General features: G+C 66.9%; 21 protein-coding genes. 6 read left to right on the top strand and 15 right to left on the bottom strand.

Annotated features, from left to right (window positions below; translation table 11 throughout):
* Positions 1 to 428 precede the first annotated feature (428 nt).
* Together LN047_RS20140 and LN047_RS20135 are read right to left on the bottom strand one after the other, a co-directional pair.
* Positions 429 to 701 (bottom strand): GNAT family N-acetyltransferase, encoded by a 273-nt coding sequence (locus tag LN047_RS20140; RefSeq protein ID WP_056322795.1) that lies wholly within the window; start codon positions 699 to 701, stop codon positions 429 to 431.
* A gap of 446 nt (positions 702 to 1,147) precedes the next feature.
* Positions 1,148 to 2,158, bottom strand: a complete 1,011-nt coding sequence (locus LN047_RS20135) for a 3-hydroxyacyl-CoA dehydrogenase NAD-binding domain-containing protein (protein WP_373980014.1) — start codon at positions 2,156 to 2,158, stop codon at positions 1,148 to 1,150.
* A 109-nt stretch (positions 2,159 to 2,267) separates the two neighbouring features.
* Here LN047_RS20135 and LN047_RS20130 point away from each other — a divergent pair, with 109 nt between their 5' ends.
* Positions 2,268 to 2,894: a hypothetical protein gene (locus LN047_RS20130; RefSeq protein WP_373980013.1), complete on the top strand. Its 627-nt coding sequence runs from the start codon at positions 2,268 to 2,270 to the stop codon at positions 2,892 to 2,894.
* A gap of 18 nt (positions 2,895 to 2,912) precedes the next feature.
* On the opposite strand, the gene LN047_RS20125 is transcribed toward LN047_RS20130, so the two are convergent.
* Complete coding sequence (locus LN047_RS20125; protein WP_373980012.1) at positions 2,913 to 4,310, bottom strand: MFS transporter; 1,398 nt, start codon at positions 4,308 to 4,310, stop codon at positions 2,913 to 2,915.
* 118 nt (positions 4,311 to 4,428) lie between these two features.
* Between LN047_RS20125 and LN047_RS20120 the strand changes: the two genes are divergently transcribed.
* Both LN047_RS20120 and LN047_RS20115 read left to right on the top strand, forming a co-directional pair.
* Positions 4,429 to 5,298, top strand: a complete 870-nt coding sequence (locus tag LN047_RS20120; RefSeq protein ID WP_373980011.1) for a LysR family transcriptional regulator — start codon at positions 4,429 to 4,431, stop codon at positions 5,296 to 5,298.
* Positions 5,299 to 5,382: 84 nt separating this feature from the next.
* On the top strand, positions 5,383 to 6,798 hold the full coding sequence (locus LN047_RS20115; RefSeq protein WP_373980010.1) for an amidase family protein: 1,416 nt from the start codon (positions 5,383 to 5,385) through the stop codon (positions 6,796 to 6,798).
* A gap of 118 nt (positions 6,799 to 6,916) precedes the next feature.
* Here LN047_RS20115 and LN047_RS20110 read toward each other — a convergent pair whose 3' ends face one another.
* The 9 genes from LN047_RS20110 to LN047_RS20070 all read right to left on the bottom strand — a co-directional run bounded on the left by LN047_RS20110 (position 6,917) and on the right by LN047_RS20070 (position 16,514).
* Positions 6,917 to 7,702, bottom strand: a complete 786-nt coding sequence (locus LN047_RS20110) for a 2-keto-4-pentenoate hydratase (protein WP_373980009.1) — start codon at positions 7,700 to 7,702, stop codon at positions 6,917 to 6,919.
* 4 nt (positions 7,703 to 7,706) lie between these two features.
* Positions 7,707 to 8,087, bottom strand: coding sequence for a hypothetical protein (locus LN047_RS20105; protein WP_180100684.1), 381 nt, complete (start codon positions 8,085 to 8,087; stop codon positions 7,707 to 7,709).
* Between the two features lie 139 nt (positions 8,088 to 8,226).
* Positions 8,227 to 9,492 carry a glutamate-5-semialdehyde dehydrogenase gene (locus tag LN047_RS20100; RefSeq protein ID WP_056322805.1) on the bottom strand — a complete coding sequence of 422 codons (1,266 nt, stop codon included), beginning with the start codon at positions 9,490 to 9,492 and terminating at the stop codon, positions 8,227 to 8,229.
* A 131-nt stretch (positions 9,493 to 9,623) separates the two neighbouring features.
* Positions 9,624 to 10,679, bottom strand: a complete 1,056-nt coding sequence (gene holA, locus LN047_RS20095) for a DNA polymerase III subunit delta (RefSeq protein WP_373980008.1) — start codon at positions 10,677 to 10,679, stop codon at positions 9,624 to 9,626.
* Positions 10,680 to 10,682: 3 nt separating this feature from the next.
* Entirely contained in the window at positions 10,683 to 11,345 is a 663-nt protein-coding gene (gene lptE, locus LN047_RS20090) for an LPS assembly lipoprotein LptE (RefSeq protein ID WP_373980007.1), read from the bottom strand.
* Positions 11,346 to 11,356: 11 nt separating this feature from the next.
* Positions 11,357 to 14,014 (bottom strand): leucine--tRNA ligase, encoded by a 2,658-nt coding sequence (leuS, locus tag LN047_RS20085; RefSeq protein WP_373980006.1) that lies wholly within the window; start codon positions 14,012 to 14,014, stop codon positions 11,357 to 11,359.
* 87 nt (positions 14,015 to 14,101) lie between these two features.
* Positions 14,102 to 15,262, bottom strand: a complete 1,161-nt coding sequence (locus tag LN047_RS20080) for an MFS transporter (RefSeq protein WP_056322813.1) — start codon at positions 15,260 to 15,262, stop codon at positions 14,102 to 14,104.
* 98 nt (positions 15,263 to 15,360) lie between these two features.
* Positions 15,361 to 15,873 carry a MarR family winged helix-turn-helix transcriptional regulator gene (locus LN047_RS20075; RefSeq protein WP_373980005.1) on the bottom strand — a complete coding sequence of 171 codons (513 nt, stop codon included), beginning with the start codon at positions 15,871 to 15,873 and terminating at the stop codon, positions 15,361 to 15,363.
* Positions 15,874 to 16,055: 182 nt separating this feature from the next.
* Positions 16,056 to 16,514, bottom strand: a complete 459-nt coding sequence (locus tag LN047_RS20070; protein ID WP_056322817.1) for an HU family DNA-binding protein — start codon at positions 16,512 to 16,514, stop codon at positions 16,056 to 16,058.
* 419 nt (positions 16,515 to 16,933) lie between these two features.
* On the opposite strand from LN047_RS20070, the gene LN047_RS20065 reads away from it, so the two are divergent.
* The 3 genes from LN047_RS20065 to LN047_RS20055 all read left to right on the top strand — a co-directional run bounded on the left by LN047_RS20065 (position 16,934) and on the right by LN047_RS20055 (position 20,532).
* Positions 16,934 to 18,094 (top strand): D-alanyl-D-alanine carboxypeptidase family protein, encoded by a 1,161-nt coding sequence (locus tag LN047_RS20065; protein WP_226846618.1) that lies wholly within the window; start codon positions 16,934 to 16,936, stop codon positions 18,092 to 18,094.
* Positions 18,095 to 18,118: 24 nt separating this feature from the next.
* Entirely contained in the window at positions 18,119 to 18,667 is a 549-nt protein-coding gene (locus LN047_RS20060) for a hemerythrin domain-containing protein (protein ID WP_373980004.1), read from the top strand.
* A 95-nt stretch (positions 18,668 to 18,762) separates the two neighbouring features.
* Entirely contained in the window at positions 18,763 to 20,532 is a 1,770-nt protein-coding gene (locus LN047_RS20055; RefSeq protein ID WP_373980003.1) for a SulP family inorganic anion transporter, read from the top strand.
* 13 nt (positions 20,533 to 20,545) lie between these two features.
* Here LN047_RS20055 and LN047_RS20050 read toward each other — a convergent pair whose 3' ends face one another.
* Genes LN047_RS20050 through LN047_RS20040 form a run of 3 tightly spaced genes read right to left on the bottom strand, consistent with a single transcriptional unit; the run spans position 20,546 to position 24,416 of the window.
* Positions 20,546 to 21,313, bottom strand: a complete 768-nt coding sequence (locus LN047_RS20050) for an ABC transporter ATP-binding protein (protein ID WP_373980002.1) — start codon at positions 21,311 to 21,313, stop codon at positions 20,546 to 20,548.
* Entirely contained in the window at positions 21,310 to 23,187 is a 1,878-nt protein-coding gene (locus LN047_RS20045; protein ID WP_142053972.1) for an ABC transporter permease, read from the bottom strand. Before LN047_RS20045 ends, LN047_RS20050 begins: the two co-directional genes overlap by 4 nt.
* Entirely contained in the window at positions 23,187 to 24,416 is a 1,230-nt protein-coding gene (locus tag LN047_RS20040) for an ABC transporter substrate-binding protein (protein WP_373980001.1), read from the bottom strand. Before LN047_RS20040 ends, LN047_RS20045 begins: the two co-directional genes overlap by 1 nt.
* Between the last annotated feature and the right edge of the window lie 109 nt (positions 24,417 to 24,525).

The following is a 24,525-nucleotide window of genomic DNA, read 5'->3' as shown; positions in this document are numbered from 1 at the left end:
CGAGGCCGCGAGTCGAGGCAACGGACCGAGGCAACGGATCGAGGCAGCGAGTCGACGCAACGGATCGAGGCAATGGATCGGGCCCGCAAGTCGAGGCAAGGATCGAGGCAACGGGCCGAGACAACGGGCCCAGGCAACGGATCGAGGCAACGAAACGAGCCAGCTAGTCGCGGCGGAGGATCGAGGCAGCGGATCGAAGCCACGGATCGGGGCGCCGATCGAGGCAACGCAATCGCGCGACAAGAGGTCGCGCCTGATCACCGCAACAAATTACTGCAACCCTGCGGGACGACAGGCAAACCTGCCAAACTTAGCGCCGCTGTGACTACAGCCAAGACATGGCGCTGGCGGAGGGCGCTCCGCATTAGCGCCAGGTCAGGGCGAACGGGCCTCGCAGGTAAAGGCGGAGAACGGATTGGGAGATTGCGTCAGGCCAGCAGGTCGGCGTATTCGGGATGGCGTCTGATGTAGGCGTCGGCGTAGGAACAGTAAGGTTTGACCTTCCAGCCGTTTTTGCGCGCGGTCAGCAGGGCTTGTTGGGTCAGTTCGGCCGCGATGCCGCGGCCGCCGACCGCGCTGGGTACGCCTGTGTGCGTGATTGCCATGGCGCCGTTTTGCAGTTGATAGTCCAGCACGCAGAGCACGCCGTCGACGGTGGCGGTGAAGCGGGAGCGGTCGGTGTCGTGTATTACGGAAATCATTCAAGAAACTCCTTGGGTGGCGGTGCAGTGGGCTTTGTTGAGGCCTGCGCCGCATTCACAAACAACGCGCTAATTGAGGATCGCGCCGGGCATAAACTGTGCACTTCGCGTGCGAGTCACACAGGGCAGCCCCGCTTCGCTTCGAACGCGTTTCGAACTCGTCTCGTTGGCAGAACGGCACACACCGCTCTGTAAACCAGAATAGGACGGACTTCAGCTCAGCGAGCAAGTTTCGAGCCCGCGGCCTCGGTTGCCGACTCGGAAATCTGCCGTCGTGGCGCCAGGCGCTTGCCATCGTATACAAGACGCCGTCAACAAGCCGCGCCCGGAGCCGGTTCGCCGGGTGCGGCCCGGGGATCGGCGGGCGATGGTGGATGGCTATAACGATGACGGGCTCCCAGATATTAGCGCCGACGGCGCGCAGCGCCGGCTCAACGCTGAGGGCTTTACCGGTGCAGCACCTTGATCAACGCGGTAAGTTGCGCGTCGCGGGTTTCGACGAGGTCGGCAATGTTGCGGTGGCCGGCCTCGGCGTTGACGCCTTCGATCAGGCGTTGCTGCAGCGCTGGCGTGACCTCGGGTGCGCCTAGGTCGTCCCACCAGGTTTGCACGGGGCCCAGGAGGTGGTGCATGAAATGCGCCAGACCGCCTTCGCCGCCGCCCAGGTTGAACGTCATGTGCGGGCCGAAGAGCGCCCAGCGCAAGCCCGGGCCTTGCGATACCGCGGCGTCGATGTCCGCGACGCTGGCGACGTTTTCGGCGGCAAGGTGGATGGCTTCGCGCCACAGGGCGGCTTGCAGGCGGTTGGCGATGTGGCCGGGGACTTCCTTGTTCAGGCGGATGGGGTGTTTGCCCATGCTGCGATAGAAGTCGATGGCGCGGTCCATGGTGTCGGCGGACGTCTGGTCGCCGCCGACGACTTCGACCAGCGGGATGAGGTGTGGCGGATTGAAGGGGTGGCCGATCACGAACCGTTCGGGATGGCGGCAGCGCGATTGCAGCCGGCTCATGATGAGGCCCGATGAGCTCGATGCGACGATGACGTGCGGGGGTAGGACGGCGTCGATGCGGGCAAACAGGTCCGTCTTGAAGTCTTCGCGTTCGGGCGCGTTTTCTTGCACGAAATCCACGCCGGTCAACGCCTTTTCGAGATCGGATTCGAAGCGTAGCGCGTCGGCGGTGGCGCCGGAGCGCACGTGGCCAAGTTCGGCCAGGACCGGCCAAGCCGCCTGCACGCGGGCGATGGTTTGGGCCTCGGCATGCGGGCTGGGATCGCTGACCACGACTTCAAGTCCGTGCGCGAGAAAAAGCGCCGCCCAACTGGCGCCGATCGTGCCGGCGCCGACGATGGCGACGCGGCGGATGGGGATGGTGGTGGAGGAAGCGGAGCCGTGCAAGCCAGACGGCGACGACGGCGGGTTTGACGAAGCAGAGCTGGACGAAGCAAGGCTGGACATGCAGGTCTCCGTTGTTGGGTTTGCTTCATTGTGAAGCAAAGCCGATGCCGTTGCCATGCAAGCTGAGCGGCGGCAAGATAGGGCTTTTCGAAATCGCCAGGAGGCTGGCATGGGTCCGACGCCTGCGCGCGCGACCGTACCGTATTTCTGCCAATGGGAATCCGCGCATCGGGCGGGCGAGATCATTCGCGGGGAACTGGCGCTGGCTGACGACCCCGCGTGGCGCAATTCCGGGGCGCGGGATCTGGACGAGTACGTGCGTTGGGCCAGCCATGTGTGCGGGATGGCGTGTCTGAAGATGGTGCTCGCGGCGCGCACCGGCCACGCCTATCCGACCCTGGAGCTGGCGCGGCGCAGCTTGTCTTACGGGGCGTACGTCGAGGAACCGGACGGAAGCATCCGGGGCCTGATCTATGCGCCGTTCGTGCAGTACGTCGCAGAAGTCTTTGGCATGCGGGCGCAGGTGCGCGTGGACCTGCCGGCGTCGGGCCTGCCTGAGCTGATGACGCGGGCGGATTACTTCATGGCCTCGGTACATCCGTCGATTCGCTGGCCTGCAGTGCAGCCGCCGAAAAAGGGCGGGCATCTGGTGCTGGTGACGCGCGCCACGCCCGACGCCGTGACGTTTCATAACCCGTCGGGCGAGCCGGGCTCGCAGGCGGACGTGGTGCTGCCGCTGGCCGACTTCGACAGGTTCTATGCCGGCCGCGGCGTGGAAATCCCGTCCGCCGGATGACCAGGCTTACGTGCCGGCTCAGGCGTTGCGGGTGCGGCGCAGATAGCGCCATGCGAGCACAACCGTGATGCCATAGCTGGCGGTGATGACGCCGTAGGCGGCAGGCAAGGTGGCGTGCCAGTCGGGCAGCAGATGCAGAAGGCTGCCCATCACCGCGACGCCGACCAGCGCACCGGATTGGCGATTGGCATTCAGGGCGGCGGCCGCGCTGTTGGCGTGCTGGCGGCCGGATACCTGCATGACGATGCTGGTCATCGCCGGCACGGCGATCCCCACGCCCAGATTGGCCAGCGCGACGACGATGGCAAACGGCCAGTACGCGACGCCGGGCGTGAACGCGGCGATGCCGACGGCGCTCATTGCGGCCGCGAGCGAGACGCCGCCGAGCAGCGATGCCGACACGTTCCACCGTGCCGACACGCGTCCCGAGATGAGGTTGCCGATGGAGAACACCGCCAGCATCGGCACCAGTTCGATGCCGGTCTGCAACGCATCGGCGCCGCGTGCATGCTGCAGGAACAGGCTGAGCAAAAACAGTTGGCCATAAGACGCGAGGTTGATGAGAAACCCCACGGCGTTGGCCGCGGGGAATTGCGGGGTGGCGAATAGCGTCCGCGGGAGAATGGGTTCGGCGTGCTGTCGTTCGCGGTGCACCAGAAGCGCGGCGGCGGCCAGGCCCAGAAGCATCGTGGCTGCGATGGCCGGGGAGGTCCAGCCATAGGCGTTGCCTTGGATCAGCACGAAGCACAGACTGGACAGCGCCACGACGCCGAGCACGTGGCTCATGGGGTTGAGCGCGCGGGCGCGACGTGGCGCGGACGCGATGCGGCGGCGGGCGAGCCACAGGCCTGCCAGGCCCAGCGGGATGTTGATGAGGAAGATGCCGCGCCATCCAAATTGGTGGATCAGCGCGCCGCCCAGCAATGGTCCCGATGCGCCGGCGACCGCCACGATGGCCGACCAGGCGGCCAGCATGCGGTTGCGCACGCTTTCGTCGTCATAGGCGTGCGTGAGCAGGCTGAGCGAGCTTGGCATGAAAAGCGCCGCGCCGACGCCTTGCAGCATGCGGGCCGCGATCAGGGTGTCGGCGTTTGGCGCCAGGCCGCAGAGCAGTGACGCGGCGGTGAACACCCCCAAGCCGGCAAGGTAGAGGGTCTTGGCGCCGTAGCGGTCGGCCAGCGCGCCGGCGACCAGCAGCAGGGCGGCGAACGTCAACGTGTAGCCGTCGACGATCCACACCAGGTCGGTCAGTGGGACGGCGAACTGGAGCGCGATACTGGGAATCGCCACATTGACCACGGTTACGTCGAGCATGGCCATGACGAATCCGATGGCCAGGGTGACAAGCGGCACCCATCCCGTGGCGGCGACGGGCAGCGCGTCTTGGGCGGCGATGGGGCGGCAGGCGGATGACATGATGGGACTCTTTTCGAGGGGGCGGGGAGCGGGAGTTGCAAAGCTTAGGCGCTTGTTGTGATGCAAAAAAGCCGTATTACTGCTTTATAGTCATGCAAAAGTGCATCATGGACTTCAAATGGATTGGGACAACGCGAGGATCTTTCTGGCCATCTACCGCGTGGGGACGTTGCGCGGGGCGGCGGCGGTGCTGCAGATCGACCAGGCCACCGCGGGCCGGCGCCTAGCCGCGCTGGAGGCGTCGCTGGATGCGCGCCTGTTCTTGCGCACGCCCGGCGGCTACGTCCCGACTTCGGCGGGCGAGCTTGCGTTTGCGGCCGCCGAACGCATGGAGCAGGCGGCGGACCAGTTGCAGCGCCAGATGCAGGGGCTGGACCATCGGCTGTCAGGGGTGGTCCGCGTGGCCGCCTCGGAGACGGTCGCCCGTTATTTCGTGATGGAGGCCATCAAACGCGTCCACGCCGAACATCCTGACATTCGCGTGGTGCTGACGACCGGCATCCAGATCAGCAATCTGACGCGCCGCGAGGCCGATCTGGCCATCCGCAACATCAAGCCCGACAACCCCGATCTGATCCACCGCCACTTGGCGCGCAAGGAGGTCGGCTTGTATGCATCGCGCGCGTACCTGGACGCGCACGGCGAGCCCAAGCCCGGCACCGCCTTCGCGGGGCACACCTTGATCGCCTATCAGCAAGCCGTGCTGCCGGGCTGGTCGGATTCCCTTTGTGGCGAACCGACGCGCAATGGCCGCATCGGTGTCGAGGTGAATTCGGGGTTGATGATCATCGACGCGGTCGTGGCGGGTCTTGGCATTGGCGAGCTGCCCACGCACATGGCGCCCGACCATCCGGACCTGGTGCGCATCTGGCCGTCGCGCGCCGAGGCGTATGACCTTTGGCTGGTGATGCACGGCGATCTGAACCGCACCGCGCGCGTGCGGGCCGTGGCCGACGCGATCGTCGAGGTCTTTGAAGAGAGCAATTAGCGGCAAGCCGAGGCTTGTGGCGCGGCGCGACTGGCGCTAAGGTTTGCTGGCCCGCAGGAAAACCCACGACCTCAGGAGTTGCGCGTGTCCGATCTTTGGCGTTTATCCGCAGTTGAGCTTGCCGCCCTTGTCCGCAAGCGTGAGGTGTCCGCCGTGCAGGCCGCGCAAAGCGCGCTGCAGCGGCTCGATGCCGTCAATCCCGCGATCAACGCGGTGGTGGATCATCGGCCGGAAGACGTGCTGGCGCAGGCGGCCGAGGTGGACGCGGCAATCGCGCGCGGAGAAGATCCCGGCCTCTTGGCCGGCGTGCCTGTGACCGTGAAGGTCAACGTGGATCAGGCGGGCTTTGCCACGACCAACGGTGTGCGGTTGCAGAAGGACTTGATTGCCGGACGGAACAGTCCCGTTGTCGACAACTTGCGGCGCGCGGGCGCGGTGATTTTGGGCCGCACGAACACGCCGGCGTTTTCGCTGCGCTGGTTTACCGGCAACGCGCTGCATGGCGACACGCGTAACCCACGGAATCCGGCGCTGACGCCCGGCGGTTCGTCGGGCGGCGCCGCGTCTGCCGTGGCGGCAGGCATTGGGCATCTGGCGCATGGCACCGACATCGCCGGGTCGATCCGTTACCCCGCCTATGCGTGCGGCGTGCATGGCCTGCGTCCATCGCTGGGCAGGGTGGCGGCCTACAACGCCTCGCTGCCGGAGCGTTCGATCGGCGGGCAGATCACCGCCGTGTCGGGACCGCTGGGCCGCACGATTGCCGATGTGCGGCTGGGTCTGGCCGCGCTGGCTGCGCCGGATCCGCGCGATCCGTGGTGGGTGCCGGCGCCGCTGACCGGCCCGGAGGCGCCGCGGCGCGCCGCGCTGTGTCTGAACCCAGAAGGCATGGATACCGATCCCGCAGTGGTGAAGGCGTTGCAGGAAGCGGCGCGGCGGCTGAGCGAGGCGGGTTGGACGGTCGATACGCTTGAAGCGCTGCCGCCGATGCAGGAGGCCGCCGACCTGCAGATCCGCATGTGGATGGCCGACGGCTACGACGCCATGCTGGCGGCGGCGGAAAAAGAAGGCGACCCGGGCGCGTTGGTGGCGCTGGCAGGGCAACGCGACAAGGCGGCGGGCGCGGATCTGACGACCTTTTCGGCGGTGCTGACGCGTCGCGCCACGCTCACGCGCTTGTGGGAGATGTTCTTTGCCGAGTATCCGGTGCTGCTTTTGCCGGTGTCGGCCGAACTGCCCTTTCCCGACAACCTGGATCTGCAAGGCGACGCGGCCTATGCGCGCGTGTGGCGCGCGCAGATGACCCAGATCGGTCTGCCGTTCATGGGCTTGCCGGGACTGTCCGTGGCGATGGGTAGCGCCATGAGTAGCGCGGGCGCGAGTCCGGTGGGCGTGCAGGTGGTGGCGGGGCGGTACCGCGAGGACCTGTGCTTGGCGGCCGGCGAAATCATCGAGGCGGCCGGCGAGCCGATCAGCATCGCCGAGCCTGCGCCAAAGTAATTGGCGGTTGGTGGAAAACGGCGGGGCCGCCTGAAGGTGGGGCTGCCTGAAGGTGAGCCCGCCTGAAAGTGGGCCCGCCTGAAAGTGAGGCGGCCTGAAGGTGGCTGCCTGTGCGGCCTTAGCCGCCGAAGCGCACCTTCAGCACGCCCAGATCGCCGTACGCCAGTTCGATGTCTTGATTGGCGGGCACGTCCAGAAAGCCCGCGTATGAGCCGGTGATGACGTGCTGGCCGGCCGTCAGCCCCAGGCCTTGCTCGCGCAGGAAATTGGCCAGCCAGTACAGGCCGGCCTTGGGGCGGTCATTGGGGTGGATGCCTGCGTGCTGCTCGACTTCAACGCCATCGACCATCAACGTGATCGTCATGCAGCCGGGGGCTGCGTCGGGCGATGAAATCCGCGGGCCCAGGACGAGGCCCTGGTTGAACATGTGGTCCGCCAGCAACTCGGGCAGGCTTGCATGTTCGGGGGCGGCGTAGCGGCAGCCCAGGACTTCGAGCGCCAGGCGGGCGCCGCCCACGGCGGCGTCGATCTCGGCTTCGGTGTAGGGCGTGTCGCGCGGCGGCAGGTCGCGGGCGATTTCGAACGCGATTTCGGGTTCGATGCGCACGACGGCATCGCGGGTGGCGACCGGCCCGGCCGTGGCGTCAGCCGTGCCCGAGGCATAGATGGGCGCCACGACGGTTTTTTCGGGCGAGGGTAGGGCGCTTTTCCAGGCCGCGATGGTGTCCTGGCGCGTTTCGCGAAGCAGTTCAGCGGTGCGCTGCTGCACGGCGAAGGCCTGGCCCAGGGACTGCGGCCGGCATTCCGCAGGCAGGCGGGGGCCGGCCACACCGGTCTGGCGCGCGGCGATCAGAAAGCGCGCGGCGTCGATGCTGCCGGGATAGTCTTCAAATCTGATCTGCATGCGTTCAGGCTCCGAGGAACAGCATGATCCACAAGACGATCATGGCGATCAGGCCCAGCCAGCACGAACCCCAGAAGCCGACGATCGGCCATTTGAGGGACAGCGGAACCTTCTTGGGATCGACGTGGGCAAGCAGGTCGTTGGCATTGCCGATCAACCACATGCGCGTGCCGGGAAACATCAGGCGGAAGAAATAATCGAGCATGATCGCGGCTTGGATCGCCAGCGGGAATTGCTTGAACGGCCGATGCTGCAGATAGGGGTGCTTGAGGGCCGCATTGACCTGCTGGGTCTTGAAGAAGAACAGCACGATGCCGCTGATCGTGCAGGTGATGAAACACAGCACAAACAGGCTGAAGGCCATTGCCATGACGGGTGAATGCATGGGGGATCTCAACGATGCGCGGCGGGACCGCGTGGGATGGACAAATTCAGGCAAAAAAAGCTGGCCCTATTGTAGAGGGCTTGGCGCGGCCCTGTGTTCAGGGCCGCGTCAGTAGCGCCGGTCGGGCGCTTGGGCTGGGTCAGCCGCGCGTCTGGCCTTCGCCGTTCAAGACCCATTTGAGCGTGGTCAGGCCTTCCAGACCGACCGGGCCGCGCGCGTGCAGGCGATTGGTGGAAATGCCGATTTCCGCGCCCAGCCCATATTCGAAGCCGTCTGCAAAGCAGGTGGGAAGGTTGACGTACACGGAGCTGGAGTCGACTTCACGCTGGAAGCGCTGGGCCGCCGACAGGTCTTGCGTGACGATCGCGTCGGTGTGGCCCGAGCCATAGCGCGCGATGTGTTCGATGGCGTCGTCCAGCGTGTCGACGATGCGCACGGCCAGGATGGGTGCCAGGTATTCGGTGGCCCAGTCTTCCTCGGTGGCGGGCGTGGCGTGCGGCAGCAGCGCCAGCGTGCGCGGGCAGCCGCGCAGTTCGACGCCGTGTTCGGCGAAGGCGGCGGCCAGGCTGGGCAAGATGGACACGGCGGCCACGGCGTCGATCAGCAGCGTTTCCATGGCGCCGCAGATGCCATAGCGGTAGGTCTTGGCGTTCAGGGCGATGGCGTGGGCCTTGTCGGGGTCTGCCGCCGCGTCGATGTAGATGTGGCAGTTGCCGTCCAGATGCTTGATGAGCGGCACCCGCGCTTCCTGGGACAGCCGGGCGATGAGGCCCTTGCCGCCGCGCGGCACGATGACGTCGATGTGTTCGGTCATGGTGATGAGCGCGCCCACGGCCGCGCGGTCGGTCGTGGCGACGACCTGCACGGCGTCCTGCGGCAGGCCGGCGGCGGCCAGGCCGGTCTGCACGATGCGGCCGAGCGCCACGTTCGAGTGCAGGGCTTCGCTGCCGCCTCGCAAGATGGCAGCGTTGCCGGACTTCAGGCACAGGGCCGCGGCGTCGATGGTGACGTTGGGGCGCGATTCATAAATGATGCCGATCACGCCCAATGGCACGCGCATCTGGGCGACACGCATGCCGTTGGGCCGCACGGTGGTGGCGGTGATGCTGCCGATCGGGTCGGGCAGGGCGGCGATCTGGCGCAGGCCTTCGGCCATGTGCGCCAGCGTCTTGTCCGACAGGGTCAGTCGGTCGAGCAGGGCGGGCTCCAGGCCATTGGCCCGGGCGGCGGCCACGTCCTTTTCGTTCGCGGCTTTCAGTTCGTCGTGGCTGGCGGCCAGCGCGTCGGCCATGGCGATCAGCGCCCGGTTCTTGGCGGCGCTGTCGGCGCGCATCATGGCGCGCGAGGCGCGGCGGGCGTTTTCGCCCAGGGTCAGCATGGCTTGTTCGATGGAGGACGAGGACATGGCGGCGTCGATCTTGTGGAGAAGGCGGCGCGGGCGCCGCCTGGAGAGTCAGTGTATATCCGGCGGGAGGGCCGGGCGAGATCCGGTCGGCGGACCGGATGGGGGGCGGGAGGCAGGCGGCGAAGCCGCCTTCACGGTCGGCCGCCGGCGGCGGCCACGCGCAGGGCCAGCCGCGTCATTTCTTCCCAGGGGTCCGACAGGCGTCCGGGCACCGACAGGCCCTTGATCAGGCGGTCGACTTCGTGGGCGTGCTGCACGGCGGCGGGCCAGACGTTGGGCTGCACCCGGTTCAGGGCCTGCAGCGCAAGGCGTTCATGCGCGCCGAAAATGCGCAGGCGGCGCATGAGGCCGCCCGCGTCCTGGCCCAGCGCACGCGCCTCGGCAATGCGGGCCAGCAGGCGGATTTCTTCGCCGACTGCCCACAGCACCAGCGGCAGCGCTTCGCCTTCGGCGCGCAGGCCGTCGATCATGCGGATGGTGCGGCCGATGTCGCCGGCCAGCATGGCATCGCGCAAACCGAAGACGTCGTAGCGGGCGACGTTCAGCACGGCGCGCTCGACGTCCTCGGGGGCAAGCTGGCCTTCGGGGTAGAGCAGGCCCAGCTTCTGGATTTCCTGGTGGGCGGCGAGCAGGTTGCCTTCGACCTTGTCGGCCATCCATTGCAGGGTGGCGCTGTCGGCGCGCTGGTTCTGGCGCGCCAGGCGCATGCCGACCCAGGCGGGCAGGCGGCCGCGCTCGATGTTGGCGATGTCGACGGCCATGCCGGCGCGGGCAAGCGCCTGCATCCAGCGGCTTTCGCGGGTGGCCTTGTCAAGACGGGGCAGCGCGATCAGCACCAGGGTGTCGGCGTCTGGCTGCTTTTCGGCCTGTTCGGCCAGCTTGGTCAGGGTGTCGGCGCCGGATTTGCCCGGCTTGCCGGTGGGTATCTTGATTTCAAGGATGCGGCGGTCGCCAAAGAGCGACACGCTCTGGGTGGCGGCAATGACCGCGCTCCAGTCGCTGCGCGCGTCCATCACCATGGACAGGCGCTCGGTGTAGCCGGCGTTGCGTGCGGCGGCGCGAAGCGCGTCGACGGCTTCGGTCACCAGCAGCGGCTCGTCGCCCGACACCGCGTACAGCGGCGCCAGGCGGTTGCCGGGCCGCTGCAGGTGTTCGGCCAGCCGATCCGCGTCCAGAGGCTGTGCCATGGACTAGCGGACGATGGCCGGATCGGTGACGGACGGCGTCTGCCAGGGCGTGGGCACGCGCCGTCGTTGCGGCTCGTTGGGGTCGAACAGCGGCGTGTTTGCGTCGTCGCCGCCCGCTTGCGCGGCTTCGAATGCCTTGTGCACGTCCGGCGCGGTGATGCGGCGCAGCACGCGGGAGACGAGGTCCCGCTGCATGGCCTTGTACAGCGTTTCGATCTGGCCCTGCTTGGCCTGCACGACCTGATCGTCGTACGGCATTTCGCGGTAGATGGACAGCGTCGTGTCGGGGACCAGGGCGCGGCCCTTGGCGTCGATCAGGCGGAACGTGTAGTTGATGCCGAGTTCGTAGGATTCGACCCGGCCTTGCGCGTTCAGTGAGACCTCGCGCAACGTGCGCGTGTCGCTGACCTGCTGGAGGATCGCCTGGGCTTCCTTGCGCGAATCCACCAGTTTGGTGTTGGGCGAGGCCGCGCGCAGCGCGCGGCGCAGGTCTGCGCCGAACTGGATGTTGTCGGGAATGCCCACGTACAGTGTGTCGAAGGGCATCGGGGTGGTGCCGCGCAGCGCGAAGCCGCAGGCGGAGAGCAGCATGAACAGCGCCAGGCAGGCGCCGCGCAGCAGCCAGGTTTGGCGGGAGACTTGCGATTGTTGCCCGGCGAAGTGCATGCTTGACCTCATCAGCCTACGACGTTGACCAGTTTGCCCGGAACCACGATGACGCGCTTGGGCGGACGGCCTTCCAGGAATCGGGCGACCTCTTCCTGGCTGGCTGCCAGTTTTTCGATATCTTCCTTGGCCGCCTTGGCCGCCACGCGGATCGAGCCGCGCAGCTTGCCATTGACCTGCAGCATCAGCTCGATCTCGTCGGCGACGAGGGCTGCTTCGTCGACATGCGGCCACGGCGCGTCGAGCAGGTCGCCGAGCTCCTTGGCGTAGCCCAGATCCTGCCACAGGTGCCAGGTGATGTGCGGCACGACCGGGTAGAGCACGCGCAGCAGGACGCCGACGGTTTCGGCATAGGCGGCATCGGCCTCGGCGCCTTCGGGCAGCTTGGCATCGTCGATGGCGTTCAGCATCTTCATGCAGGCGGACACGACGGTGTTGTACTGAATGCGCTGGTAGTCGTAGTCGGCCTGCTTGAGCAGACCGTAGACCTCGCGGCGCAGGTCCTTGACCGCGGCGGGCGCTTGCGCCCAGTCCGCGCCGTGGGCCAGGCCGCGGGCGATGGCTTCGCGGCGGTTGTAGCTGATGGACCAGAGACGGCGCAGGAAGCGGTTGGAGCCTTCGACGCCGGAATCGGACCACTCGAGGGTCTGTTCAGGCGGGCTGGCGAACATGACGAACAGGCGGGCCGTGTCGGCGCCCAGCGTGTCGATCAGCGATTGCGGATCGACGCCGTTGTTCTTGGACTTGGACATCGTGCCCACGCCGCCGTAGTTGATGGCCGAACCGTCCGACTTCAGCTTGGCGCCGACGATGGCGCCGCGGTCGTCGTAGACGTTGTCGACGTCTTCGGGCCAGAAGTACTCGATGCCGCCCTGGGGCGTCTTGCGGGAATAGATGTGGTTCAGCACCATGCCCTGGCACAGCAGCTTGGTGAAGGGCTCGTCGAAGTTGAGCAGGCCCATGTCGCGCATGACCTTGGTCCAGAAGCGCGCATACAGCAGGTGCAGCACGGCGTGCTCGATGCCGCCGATGTACTGGTCCATCGGCATCCAGTAGTCATTGCGCTGGTCGACCATGGCGTTGTCGTTGCCGGGCGAGGTGTAGCGCATGAAGTACCAGGACGAGTCCACGAACGTGTCCATCGTGTCCGTTTCGCGGCGGGCGGGCTTGCCGCACTTGGGGCAGGCGCAGGACAGGAAGGCTTCGTTCTTGGCCAGCGGGTTGCCGCTGCCGTCGGGGATGAGGTCGTCGGGCAGGACAACGGGCAGGTCCTTTTCGGGCACCGGCACCGGGCCGCAGTCGGCGCAGTGGATGATCGGGATCGGGGTGCCCCAGTAGCGCTGGCGCGAAATGCCCCAGTCGCGCAGGCGCCAGGTGGTCTGCTTTTCGCCCAGGCCCTTTTCGCCCAGGTCGGCCGCGATGGCGTCCACGGCTTCCTTGTAGGACAGGCCGTCGTACTTGCCGGAATTGATGGTGCGGCCCGACTGCTTGTCGCCGTACCATTCCTGCCAGGCGTCGGTGGAGTAGTCCTTGCCGGCCACGTCCACGACTTGCACGATGGGCAGGCCGTATTTCTTGGCGAAGGCGAAGTCGCGCTCGTCGTGCGACGGCACGCCCATGACGGCGCCGTCGCCGTAGGTCATGAGCACGTAGTTGCCGACCCAGACTTCAACCTGCGCGCCGGTGATGGGGTGCGTGACGAACAGGCCCGTGGGCATGCCTTCTTTTTCGCGCGTGGCCATTTCGGCTTCGGTCGTGCCGCCGAGCTTGCACTGCTCGATGAACGCGGCCAGCGGCGCATTGGTGGCGGCGGCGTGCGTGGCCAGGGGGTGTTCCGGCGCCACGGCGCAGAAAGTCACGCCCATGATCGTGTCGGCGCGGGTGGTGAAGACGTACAGCTTGCCGTCCTGGATCAGTTGGCCGTCCTGGCCGGCGATCTGGTGCGGGAAGGCAAAGCGCAGGCCCTCGGACTTGCCGATCCAGTTTTCCTGCATCAAGCGAACGCGCTCGGGCCAGCCGGGCAGGTCGTTCTGGACCGCGCCCAGCAGTTCGTCGGCGTAGTCGGTGATGCGCAGGTAGTAACCCGGGATTTCGCGCTTTTCAACGAGCGCGCCCGAACGCCAGCCGCGGCCGTCGATGACCTGTTCGTTGGCCAGCACGGTCTGGTCGACCGGGTCCCAGTTGACGACCTGGGTCTTGCGGTAGGCGACGCCCTTTTCGAGCATCTTCAGGAACAGCCACTGGTTCCACTTGTAATACTGCGGATCGCAGGCGCACATTTCGCGCGTCCAGTCGATTGCCAGGCCCATCGCCTTCATCTGCTTCTTCATGTAGGCGATGTTGTCGTAGGTCCACTTGGCGGGCGGGACCTTGGACTTGATGGCCGCGTTTTCCGCCGGCATGCCGAACGCGTCCCAGCCCATGGGCATCAGGACGTTGTAGCCGCGCATGCGCAGCTGGCGGGCCATCATGTCGTTGATGGTGTAGTTGCGCACGTGGCCCATGTGCAGCTTGCCGCTGGGATAGGGCAGCATGGAGCAGGCGTAGAACTTGGGCTTTTCGGAGCCGTCGGGGTTCTTTGCGTGTTCTTGGACCAGATAGACGTCGCGGGCCTGCCAGTCTTGTTGGGCGGCCGCTTCGACGGTAGTGGGGAGGTAGCGTTCCTGCATGGGCTCGTGCGCGGTGGCGAAAAAGGGGTGAGCCGCCCCATCGCGCCGGGGCGCGGTGGCGGTCAAAACCCCTGATTATAGGAGGTGCTAGGGGCGGGCAGGGGGCGAGGGCATTTCCGGGATGCGCGCACTGGGCGCAAGGGCGCCATAAGCCAGCGTGAGGGCCGCCAGGAGGGCGCCCGCCGTGACCACCGCCGGCCAGCCGAAATGGGCGTACAGCCAGGACGATACCAGCGAACCCGATGCGCCGCCGATGAAGTAGCAGGTGACGTATCCGGCGGTCAGGCGGCTGCGCGCTTCGGGCCGCAGCCGGTAGATGGAACTGGTGTTGGTGACGTGAACGCCCTGAATCGCCAGATCCTGCACCAGGATGCCCGCCAGCAGCGCCACGACCGACACCTGTCCGAACGCCATCAGTCCCCAGGAACCCAGAAGCAGCAGCAGGCCCACGCGGGTGGCGAGGTTGCCCAGGCCACGGTCGGCAAGGCGCCCGAAGCGGTTGGCGGCGTAGGCCCCGGCGGCGCCGGCCAGGCCGAAAAGGCCAATGGTGGTGTTGCTGTATTCATAGGGCGGGCCGGCCAACAGGAAGGTCAGCGGAGTCCACAGCATGCTGAAGGCGGCAAACAGCAGTCCGCCAATCAGGGACCGGGCGCGGAACAGGGGTTCCTCGACGAACATGCGCAGGATCGACCCCAGCAGGCGCGGGTAGCTCATTGCCGTGGGGCTTTGGTAGCGGGGCAGCACGCGCCACAGGACGGCGGACATGCACAGCATCAGGATGGCGGCCACCCAATACACCGTGCGCCAGCTGCCCACGTCGGCCAGCGCGCCGGCCGCGGTGCGGGCCAGCAGGATGCCCAGGAGCAGCCCGCTCATGACGGTGCCGACGGCCTTGCCCCGCTCGTGGGGCGCGGCCAGCGTGGCGGCGAAGGGCACGAGGATCTGGGCGACGACGGACAGCATGCCGGTAAGGGCGGTGCCCAGGATCAGCACCGCGATGTTGCTGGCAAAGGCCGAGATCAGCAGGCCGCCCGCGGCCAGCAGGTTCATCAGTACGATCAGCGCGCGGCGCTCGAACATGTCGCCCAGCGGCACCAGCAGCATCAGGCCCACCGCGTAGCTGAGCTGTGCCGTTGTGACGATGGTGCCGGCGGCGGCGTTCGAAATCGAGAACTGCTGACCGATCGTGTGCAGCAGGGGTTGCGCGTAGTAGTTGCTGGCGACTGCCAGGCCGGTCGCCACGGACATCAGGAGGATGATGGGCGCGGTGAGCGTGGGCGTGGATTGCGTAGGAGAAGTCACTGATCTGAGGCTGAAAAGGGTGATGACGGTGGGCGGCAGGCAGCTCAGGCGTCGACGCTGCCGGGCGTTTCCTGGTCCTGCTTGATCAGCAGCTTTTTCAGAAGGCCCGCCAATTGGCGGCGTTCCGCGGCGGACAGCGGTTCCAGCAGGTCGTTCAGGTCGCTTAGATAGTCCTTGAGCAGGATCTTGATTGTGCGCAGCCCTTCGGCGGTGAGCGACACGATGACGCCGCGCCGGTCGTCGGGGTTGGGGCTGCGCACGAGCAGCCCGGCCTCTTCCAGCCGGTCCAGGCGGTTGGTCATGGCGCCGGACGTCAGCAAAAGGGCCTGCACGAGTTTTTGCGGATTCATCGCATACGGCGCGCCGGTGCGGTAGAGCGTGGCGAGCACGTCGAATTCGCCCTGATGCAGGTTGTACTGGCGAAAGGTGCGATTGACGTTGCGGGCGGCGAATGCGTTCAGGCGGAAGAGGCGGGCGACCACCGACATGGCGGCGAAGTCCTGCGCAGGGCATTCCTGCGTCCATTGCGAGATCACGAGATCGACTAGGTCATTCATGGCGGCGGGCTGGTGTGTCAATGTGAAGTATCTTCACGTAAAGACAAAATTCTAGCAGCGGCTTGCCGCCGATGCAAAGCGCGCGCCACCTTCCGAGCCAAAGACCGCGCGCAAATGAAGAAGGGCCCGCCTCTTGCGAGGCGGGCCCTTCCCGGCTTGACCGGATACTGCGCGTAATGAAATTACTGCGCGGCGTCCTTCAGCTTCTTGAGCGGGCGAACCTTAACCTTGACCGAAGCCGGCTTGGCGGGGAACCAACGCTCTTCGCCCGTGAACGGATCCTTGCCGAAGCGCTTGGCCTTGGCGGGAACCTTCTGCACGGCGACCTTGAACAGGCCGGGCATCGTGAATTCGCCAGCGCCCTTCTTGTCCACGGAGCCCAGCACCGAGGTTTCCAGGCTGGCCAGGACGGCCTTGACCGACTTGGCTTCGACGCCGGATTGCTCAACGATGTAGGCGATGAGCTGGGTCTTGTTCATCGCGGCCTTGATGGCCTTGGGGGCGGCAGCGACCTTCTTGGCGGCGACGGCCTTCTTGGCAGCCGGCTTCACGGCGGGCTTGGCGGCAGTTGCCTTCTTTGCGGGCGCCTTTACGGCGGTCTTGGTGACTTTCTTGGCAGGAGCTTTAGCTTTCGTGGCCATGGTCAAAATCCGTATGTTGAGGACATGGAGCAGCGCGTGCCGGATATCGGCATTTGACGCTACGCGCCCGATGATAGCGGAAGAGTGGCGGTAAAAGCGGCTTTGCAGCGGGTTTTAAGCCACTGTTTGTTGTTTCCACGCAGAAAAGTGCCTTCTGCAAGGGGTTTCGCAAGAAGTCGTGACGTTCGCTGACGTTCTGACGGCTCGCGTTTGCGGGGCGCGCGCGTGGACCGATCCAGGGCATCACGTGCGCGCGCAGGGACCATTGCCGCGCATGCGGATGAACCTATCTTGTGGCGCATGTTCCAATTGCGGGCGGCGCGCGCGGCGGGCATGGGCGGAACGTCCCGTGATTCGGACTTGTCCCAAGCGCGTTGCGCGCGCCCGAAGAAAACAGAACATGGAAGTGAAGCAGCTATATGTTGATGAAGAAGTTGGCGGCGAGCCTGCTCGTAGCGACCGCCTGTATATCCAGCGCCATGGCGCAATCGATGCCGGCGCCCGCGCTTTCGGCCAAGGCGTGGCTGCTGCTGGATGAGACCAGCGGCCAGGTCATCGCGTCGCACGCGGCCACCACCCGCATCGAGCCGGCGTCCCTGACCAAGATCATGACGGCTTACGTTGTGTTCGATGCGATGACGAAGAAGGAGCTGACCGCCAACCAGCTGGTCACCATCTCGACGCGGGCCTGGAAGGTGCCGGCAGGCAGTTCCAAGATGTTCCTGGAGCCCAACTCCAAGGTGTCGGTGGACGACCTGCTGCGCGGCCTGATGATCCAGTCGGGCAATGACGCGGCGGTTGCGCTGGCCGAGGCCGTGTCGGGCAGCGTCGAAGCCTTTGTCGCGCGGATGAACGACACCGCTGCCCGGCTGGGCTTGCACGCCACGCACTTTGCCAGCCCGCACGGGCTGCCGGATCCGAACACGTATTCCACCGCCAGCGACCTGTCGATCCTGGCCACGCGGTTCATCCGGGACTTTCCGCAGCTCTACAAGACCTACGATTCGGCCAGGCAGTTCACGTTCAACAAGATCACTCAGCCCAACCGGAACCGGCTGCTTTGGCTGGATCCCAGTGTGGACGGGCTGAAGACGGGCCATACGGCTTCGGCCGGCTATTGCATCATTGCCACGGCGCAGCGGCCCAATGGCAAGGATCAGCGGCGGCTGATCACGGTGGTGGTGGGCACGGCGTCGGACAAGCTGCGCACGCAGGAAAGCCGCGAGTTGCTGGAATGGGGATTCCAGGGGTTCAATACCATCAAGCTGTATGCGCGCGGACAGGCCGTGGCCACGCCTGAGGTCTGGAAGGGCGAGACCGACAGCCTGAAGGTGGGATTCTCGCGCGACGCCTACGTGACGGTGCCCGCCGGCGCGAAGGTCGAATCGGCCTGGGCGCCGCAGGCGCCGTTGATCGCGCCCATTGCCGCGCAGTCGACGGTGGGCGAACTGAAGGTGACGGTGGACGGCAAGCCCGCCATGCACTTTCCGGTGGTGGCGCTGGAGCCCGTGGCCGAGGCGGGCATCGCCGGGCGCACGTGGGATTCCATCCGTTTGTGGTGGCGCGGCACAGCGGGTTAACGCAACACGATTCGGAGGCAGGCGATGGCAGTGAGTTTTCCAGGCGGTCCGGCTGCGGCGCCGGGCCCGGACGATCCGCTGGCGCTGCTGTCGGCCTGTCATGGGCGCATCGCGCGCCAATGTGCGACGCTGGCGCGGCTGGCGGCGCACCTGCCATCGCACGGCAGCGACACGGCGGCGCAAACCGCCGCCACCAGCGTCCGCCGGTATTTCGACACCGCGGCCGCGCATCATCATGAAGACGAAGAAGAAGACCTCTTTCCGGCCTTGATCGACTCGATGGCGGGGTCGGACGCGGTGTGCCTGCACGCGCTGGTGGACGGCCTGATGGCCGATCATCGCCGCCTGGCGGGCCTGTGGCAACCCTTGCGCCAGACGCTGTCCGAGATCGCGGCGGGGCGGCCGGCGCAATTGCCGCCGCAGCAGGTCCAGGCCTTCACCGAGGCCTACGAAGCGCATATCCGGCGCGAAGAGGACGAGCTGCTGCCGATGGCGGCGCGGCTGATACCGGACGACGCGCTGGCTGCGATCGGCCAGGCCATGAAAGCGCGGCGCGGCGGCGAGGCCGGCTGAAAAGGCGCGTTGCGCGGGCGGGGGCGAGCGTATACCCTTGCCGGACAGGCGGGAACGCCGATGTCAGGGAACAAGACAGGATGATGCTGGGGGGAATGAACGTCGCGCGCCGGCTGTTCGGTTCGTGGGTCGAGGACGTCAACCGGGTGACGCTGCGCGCCGACCTGGCGGCGGGGTTGTTGGGCGCGTTGCTGGTGCTGCCGCAGGGCGTCGCGTTTGCGACGCTGGCGGGCCTGCCTCCTGAATACGGCCTGTATTCGGCCATCGTGCCCTGTATCGTGGCGGCGTTGTTCGGCTCAAGCCGCCATGTGATGTCCGGACCGACCAACGCCAATTCGCTGGCGCTGTTCGCAGTGCTGGCGCCGCTGGCAGCCGCGGGCACCCCCGCCTACATTCAGCTTGCCCTTGCCGTGACCGTGCTGGTCGGGATCATGCAGTGGCTGGTGGGCACCTTGCGGCTGGGATCGCTGGCGCACTTCATTTCGCCGTCGGCGTTGTTTGGGTTTACCAGCGGCGCGGCCGTGCTGATCGCGGTGCATGCGCTCAAGGACGCGCTGGGTTTGCCCTCGACAGAGGCGCATGGTGCGGGCGCGGTGCTGGAAAGCATCGCCACGCATATCGGCCAGGCGCATCCGGGCGCCTTGCTGGTGACGCTGGTCACGCTGGGCACCGCGCTGCTGGCGCGCAGGCTGGACAAGCGCAAGCCATACATGCTGCTGGGCCTGGCGGCGGGGACATTCGCGGCGTGGGCCTTCAATTCGGTGATCACGCCGCAGGCAGGCGCGCCGGTGCCTGTGCTGGGGGCAATCGCCCAACCGTGGCCGCCTTTTCATGTGCCCAGCGTCGACTGGCGCGCGCTGCCCGATCTCTTGAGCCTGGCATTTGCGTTGACCATCGTCGCATTGGCGCAATCCATCTCGATTGCCAAGGCGGTTGCGACGCGATCTGGCCAGCGCATCGACGCGAACCGGGAGTTCGTGGGACAGGGCCTGTCCAACATCGTGGGCGGCTTTTTTTCGTGCTACCTGTCCTGCGGCTCGCTCAATCGTTCCATTCCAAACTTCGAGGCGGGCGCAAAAACGCCGCTGGCGTCGGTGTTTTCCGCGCTGCTGCTGATGCTGCTGGTGGCGGTGTCGGCGCCGCTTCTGGCGTTGATCCCGCATGCCGCGATCTCGGGGCTGCTGCTGCTGGTGGCCTGGACGCTGCTGGACATTCCGCGCTGGCGCCACCTGTTGCGCACGCAACGCGGCGAATGCGCCATCGCCGCGGCCACGCTGGCCGCCACGATCGCCATCCGCATGGAGGTCGCAATCCTGCTGGGGACCGTGCTGTCGCTCATGGTGTACCTGCACCGCACGTCGCGGCCGGCGATGCGCACGATGGGCTTCGATTCGCGCGGGCCGGATCGCCGCTTCGTCGTCCTTGAGCACCACCCGGACGCCTTGCCGGAATGCCCGCAGCTCAAGCTGCTGCGCATGGAGGGGTCAGTCTATTTCGGGGCGGCCGCGCACGTGGCGCAGCGGCTGCACGATCTGCGTTCGGCGCCGGGCGCGCCGCGCCATCTGCTGGTGATGGCCAAGAGCATGAACTTCATCGACCTGGCCGGTGCGCAGGTCTGGGACGACGAGTTGGCCGCGCGGCGCGCGATGGGCGGCGATCTGTATTTCCATCGGCCGCGGCCCGAGGTGATGGACATGTGGCGCCGCACCGGATTTCTGGCCCGGCTGGGCGAGGACCACATCTTTCCGGACAAGGCGACGGCGTTGCACGAGATCTACGCCAAGCTGGACCGGAACATCTGCGCAGGGTGCACGGCCCGGATTTTCTGGGAATGCCAGCCGGACCGCCCGCAGCGCGAGGGTTGAGGCGTTTGGCGGGTCAGGCTTTCTGCGGCGTCTCAGTGCCCAGATAAGCGGCCTTGACCCGTTCGTCGGCCGCGATGTCAGCCGGCGCGCCTTCGGCCAACAGGCCGCCCCGCACCAGCACCGCGATGCGATCCGCGTGCTTGAACACGACATCCAGGCTGTGTTCCGTGAAAAGCACCGCGATGCGCTGCGTGTCCGCCAGCTGGCGGGTCAGGCGCATCAGCGCGTGGCGTTCGTTGGTGGCCATGCCGGCGGTGGGCTCGTCCATCAAGAGCAGACGCGGCTGGTGCGCCAGCGCCATCGCAAGCTCCACCCGCTTGACGTCGCCATAGGCCAGCGTGCCGCACGCCTCGTTGGCCTTGTCGGCCATCTGCACTTGCGAAAGCAGGGTCTTCGCTTCTTCAACCGCGTGGCGGCCGGCGCGCCGCCATGGGTTGAACAGCAACCGGTCGCGCGACAGCAGGGCGGTTTGAACGTTTTCCAGCACGGTCATCGAGCGGAACGTGGCGGCGGTCTGGAAGCTGCGGCCCACGCCCAGCTGGCAGATCTTGCCGGCCGACAGGCCGACCAGTTCGCGCCCGTCCAGCCGCACCGAACCCGAGTCCGGGCGCAACTGGCCGCCCAACACATTGAAGCAGGTCGACTTGCCCGCGCCGTTCGGGCCGATCAGGGCCAGCATGTGGCCGGCTTCCAGGTCGAACGACACATCGGCCAGCGCGTCGATGCCGCCGAAGGATTTGCGCAGGTTGCGCACCTGCAGCAGGGGGGCGGCCAGGGTCATGCGGACCTCCTGCGCAGCCGGGCGGCTGCGCCCGCCAGGCCTTCGGGGAAGGCCATGACGAGCGCCAGGATCGCCAGGCCCAGCACCGCGTGCCAGTACTCGGTGCTGCGCGCCGCGGCATCCTGCAGCCAGGTGTAGGATGCCGCGCCGACGAGCGGGCCGGCCAGCGTCTGGATGCCGCCCAGCAGCACCATCACCAGTCCGTCGACCGAACGGCTGACGGCCAGCACGTCGGGCGCGATGCTGCCCTTGGAGAATGCGTACAGGGAGCCCGCCAGACCCGCGGCGAACGAGGCGGCCACGAATCCGGCCCACTGGATGCGGCGCGTGTCCATGCCCAGCGCTTCGGCGCGCAAGGCCGAATCGCGCACGCCGCGCAGCGCGAAACCCAGCGGCGAAAACGCCAGCCGGCGCAGCCACCAGACGCCGGCCGCGCACAGCGCCAGCGTGAGGTAGTAGAACCAGGGCCCCTGCGCCAGCCAGGCCGACGGCCACAAACCCGTCAGGCCGTTGCTGCCGCCGGTCACGTCATCCCATTGATAGGTCAGGGCCCATAGAATCTGCGCGACCGCCAGCGTCAGCATCGCCAGATACACGCCGGACAGACGCACGCAGAACCACCCGAACACCAGGGCGCCGAACGCGGCGGCAAACGGGCCCAGCAGCAGCGCTGCCTCCATGGGGATGGCGGCCAGTTTCAGGAGCAGCGCCGCGCCGTAGGCGCCCAGTCCGAACCAGGCGGCGTGGCCGAACGAGGTCATGCCCGCCAGCCCGGTCAGAAAGTGCAGACTGGCGGCGAACAGGGCGGCGATCAGGATCTCGGTCATGAGGATGCTGAGGTAGGGCCAGTACAGCGTCGCGACGGGTACCAACGCCAGCAAGGCCAGCAGCACGCCATAGGCCAGACGCAGGCGGGGGCCCGCCGGGGATATGGGGCGCTCCGGCATGCCCGCGTGCGAAGTAGGGGCGGGGGGCTTGCCCATCAGGCCCCACGGCCGCACGACCAGCACCACGGCCATCACGGCGAATTCGGCCAGCAGCGTGAGCTTGGACAGATTGAAGACCCACGGGCCGATGGCGACCTGGCCCAGGAACACGAACAGCGCCTTGACCGAGCAGATCAGCACGGCCGCCAGGAACGCGCCCGGCACCGATCCCAAGCCGCCCACGACCACCACGACAAACGCGCTGGCGATGATTTCAAGGTCCAGGCCGAGGGTGGCGGGCACGCGCGGCGCCGCCAGCGCGCCGCCCAGGCCGGCGAGGAACGCGCCCAGCGTGAAGGCGGACGTGAACAGCCAGGCCTGATTCACGCCCAGCGCCGCCAGCATGGTGCGGTTTTCAGCGGCGGCGCGCAGCAGCCGGCCCCAGCGGGTGCGCATGAGCAGCAGCCACAAGAGGCCCAGCACGATGGGGCCGGCGGCAATCAGCAGGAGGTCGTATTCAGGGTAACGGCGGCCCAGGATCTGCACGGCGCCCGACAGGCCAGGCGCGCGGGCCGAGAACAGGTCTTCGGGGCCCCAGATGGCCAGGGCCGCGTCGCCGATGATGAGGACGAGGGCGAAGGTCGCCAGCAGCTGGAAGAGTTCGGGGGCGCGGTAAAGGCGCTTGAGCACCAGAAGTTCGGCCGCCGCGCCGATCAGGCCGGTCGCCAGCGCCGCCAGCAGCAGGCCGAACCAGTAACCCGCGCCGCTACCGAAATGGCTGGTGAAGGTCCAGGCCAGGTAGATGCCCAGCATGTAGAACGAGCCGTGCGCGAAGTTGACCACGCGGGTCACGCCAAAGATCAGCGACAGGCCCGCGGCGACCAGGAACAGCGCGCTGGCGTCGGCCAGGCCATTGAGCAGCTGCAGCAGCAGCCCGGACACATTCATCAGTGTGCCGGCCGCATCTTGCGCACCTGTTCGTCGGGCGGCTGCAGCCGCGCGCCGTCGATGTAGGCAAAGTCCTTCATGATGCCCTTGCCGTCCTCGACCGCGGTCACGCCCACGTAGACGCCCATCGTGGATTGATGGTCGATCTTGCGGTACTGGATCGGGCCGTAGGGCGTGTCCACCTTCAGGCCGGCAAAGGCGTCGACGAGCTTTTCCGTGTCCACGGAACCGGCGGCCTTCAGGCCCTGCGCGATCGACATCAACGATGCATAGCCGACCACCGACCCGACCTTGGGCGTTTCGTTGAAGCGCTTCTTGTAGGCCTCGACAAAGGTCTTGTTGGCCGGCGTGTCGATGGCGTACCAGGGATAGCCGGTGACGATCCAGCCGGTGGGGGTGTCGGCGCCCAGCGGTTCCAGATATTCGGGTTCGCCGGACAGCAGCGAGACGACCGGCATGTTTTCAAAGAGGCCGCGCGTGTTGCCTTCGCGCACGAAGCGCGTCAGGTCGGCGGCGAACAGCACGTTGAAAATGGCGTCGGGTTTGGCGTCGGCCAACGCCTGCACCACCGCGCCGGCATCCACCTTGCCCAGCGGCACGGCCTGTTCCGCGACGAATTCCACGTCGGACTGGAACGACTGCATCATGGCCTTGAACGTGGCCACGGCGGATTGCCCGTATTCGTAATTGGGGTAGACGATGGCCCAGCGCTTCTTGCGCAGGGCGAGCGCCTTGGGCGCCACCGCCGCCACGTGCATCCAGGTGGACGGACGCAAGCGGTAGGTGTAGCGGTTGCCTTCCTGCCAGGTGATCTTGTCGGTCAGCGGTTCGGCGGCCAGGAAGAACACCTCTTGCTGCTTGGCGAAATCGGTCAGCGCCAGGCCGGTGTTGGAAAGGAACCCGCCGAACAGCAGCTCGACTTTTTCGCGCGCCAGCAGTTCCTGCGCGGCCCGGACCGAATCGCCCGGATTGCCGTTGTCGTCGCGCGAGATGACTTCGAGTTTGCGGCCCAGCACGCCACCCGCGGCGTTGACCTCTTCAAGCGCCAGTTGCCAACCCTTTTTGTACGGGCCCAGGAAGGCGGGAATGGCCTTGTAGCTGTTGATCTCGCCGATGCGGATGGGCGGTTCCTTGTCTTTGGCGGCGGCGGGGGCGGCCGGAGCCAGGGCCAGGGCCAGGATCGCGGGCGCAAGCGCGCGGCGCAGCATAGTGAGGCAGGGACGGATCATGGTGGAGTAATCGCAGGCTGAAGATGAATCGGGCCTCGCGCGCGCCTGGGGCGCCGCCGGTGCGGCCTAATTGAAACATGGGCCTTGGCGCAGCGGCAAATTAATGGCA

The organism is Achromobacter sp. JD417 (assembly GCF_041879325.1).
Taxonomy (GTDB): Bacteria; Pseudomonadota; Gammaproteobacteria; order Burkholderiales; family Burkholderiaceae_B; genus Achromobacter; species Achromobacter mucicolens.
The sequence above is the reverse complement of the archived record's forward strand: the minus strand, read 5'-3'. Positions and strand labels throughout refer to the sequence as shown.

Excerpts from the sequence above, each read along its gene's own strand:
- LN047_RS20140 (WP_056322795.1), bottom strand. The coding sequence starts at position 701 with ATGATTTCCGTAATACACGACACCGACCGCTCCCGCTTCACCGCCACC.
- LN047_RS20135 (WP_373980014.1), bottom strand. The coding sequence starts at position 2,158 with ATGTCCAGCCTTGCTTCGTCCAGCTCTGCTTCGTCAAACCCGCCGTCG.
- LN047_RS20130 (WP_373980013.1), top strand. The coding sequence starts at position 2,268 with ATGGGTCCGACGCCTGCGCGCGCGACCGTACCGTATTTCTGCCAATGG.
- LN047_RS20125 (WP_373980012.1), bottom strand. The coding sequence starts at position 4,310 with ATGTCATCCGCCTGCCGCCCCATCGCCGCCCAAGACGCGCTGCCCGTC.
- LN047_RS20120 (WP_373980011.1), top strand. The coding sequence starts at position 4,429 with ATGGATTGGGACAACGCGAGGATCTTTCTGGCCATCTACCGCGTGGGG.
- LN047_RS20110 (WP_373980009.1), bottom strand. The coding sequence starts at position 7,702 with ATGCAGATCAGATTTGAAGACTATCCCGGCAGCATCGACGCCGCGCGC.
- LN047_RS20105 (WP_180100684.1), bottom strand. The coding sequence starts at position 8,087 with ATGCATTCACCCGTCATGGCAATGGCCTTCAGCCTGTTTGTGCTGTGT.
- LN047_RS20100 (WP_056322805.1), bottom strand. The coding sequence starts at position 9,492 with ATGTCCTCGTCCTCCATCGAACAAGCCATGCTGACCCTGGGCGAAAAC.
- holA (WP_373980008.1), bottom strand. The coding sequence starts at position 10,679 with ATGGCACAGCCTCTGGACGCGGATCGGCTGGCCGAACACCTGCAGCGG.
- lptE (WP_373980007.1), bottom strand. The coding sequence starts at position 11,345 with ATGCACTTCGCCGGGCAACAATCGCAAGTCTCCCGCCAAACCTGGCTG.
- leuS (WP_373980006.1), bottom strand. The coding sequence starts at position 14,014 with ATGCAGGAACGCTACCTCCCCACTACCGTCGAAGCGGCCGCCCAACAA.
- LN047_RS20080 (WP_056322813.1), bottom strand. The coding sequence starts at position 15,262 with ATGTCCGTGGCGACCGGCCTGGCAGTCGCCAGCAACTACTACGCGCAA.
- LN047_RS20075 (WP_373980005.1), bottom strand. The coding sequence starts at position 15,873 with ATGAATGACCTAGTCGATCTCGTGATCTCGCAATGGACGCAGGAATGC.
- LN047_RS20070 (WP_056322817.1), bottom strand. The coding sequence starts at position 16,514 with ATGGCCACGAAAGCTAAAGCTCCTGCCAAGAAAGTCACCAAGACCGCC.
- LN047_RS20065 (WP_226846618.1), top strand. The coding sequence starts at position 16,934 with ATGTTGATGAAGAAGTTGGCGGCGAGCCTGCTCGTAGCGACCGCCTGT.
- LN047_RS20060 (WP_373980004.1), top strand. The coding sequence starts at position 18,119 with ATGGCAGTGAGTTTTCCAGGCGGTCCGGCTGCGGCGCCGGGCCCGGAC.
- LN047_RS20055 (WP_373980003.1), top strand. The coding sequence starts at position 18,763 with ATGAACGTCGCGCGCCGGCTGTTCGGTTCGTGGGTCGAGGACGTCAAC.
- LN047_RS20050 (WP_373980002.1), bottom strand. The coding sequence starts at position 21,313 with ATGACCCTGGCCGCCCCCCTGCTGCAGGTGCGCAACCTGCGCAAATCC.
- LN047_RS20045 (WP_142053972.1), bottom strand. The coding sequence starts at position 23,187 with ATGAATGTGTCCGGGCTGCTGCTGCAGCTGCTCAATGGCCTGGCCGAC.
- LN047_RS20040 (WP_373980001.1), bottom strand. The coding sequence starts at position 24,416 with ATGATCCGTCCCTGCCTCACTATGCTGCGCCGCGCGCTTGCGCCCGCG.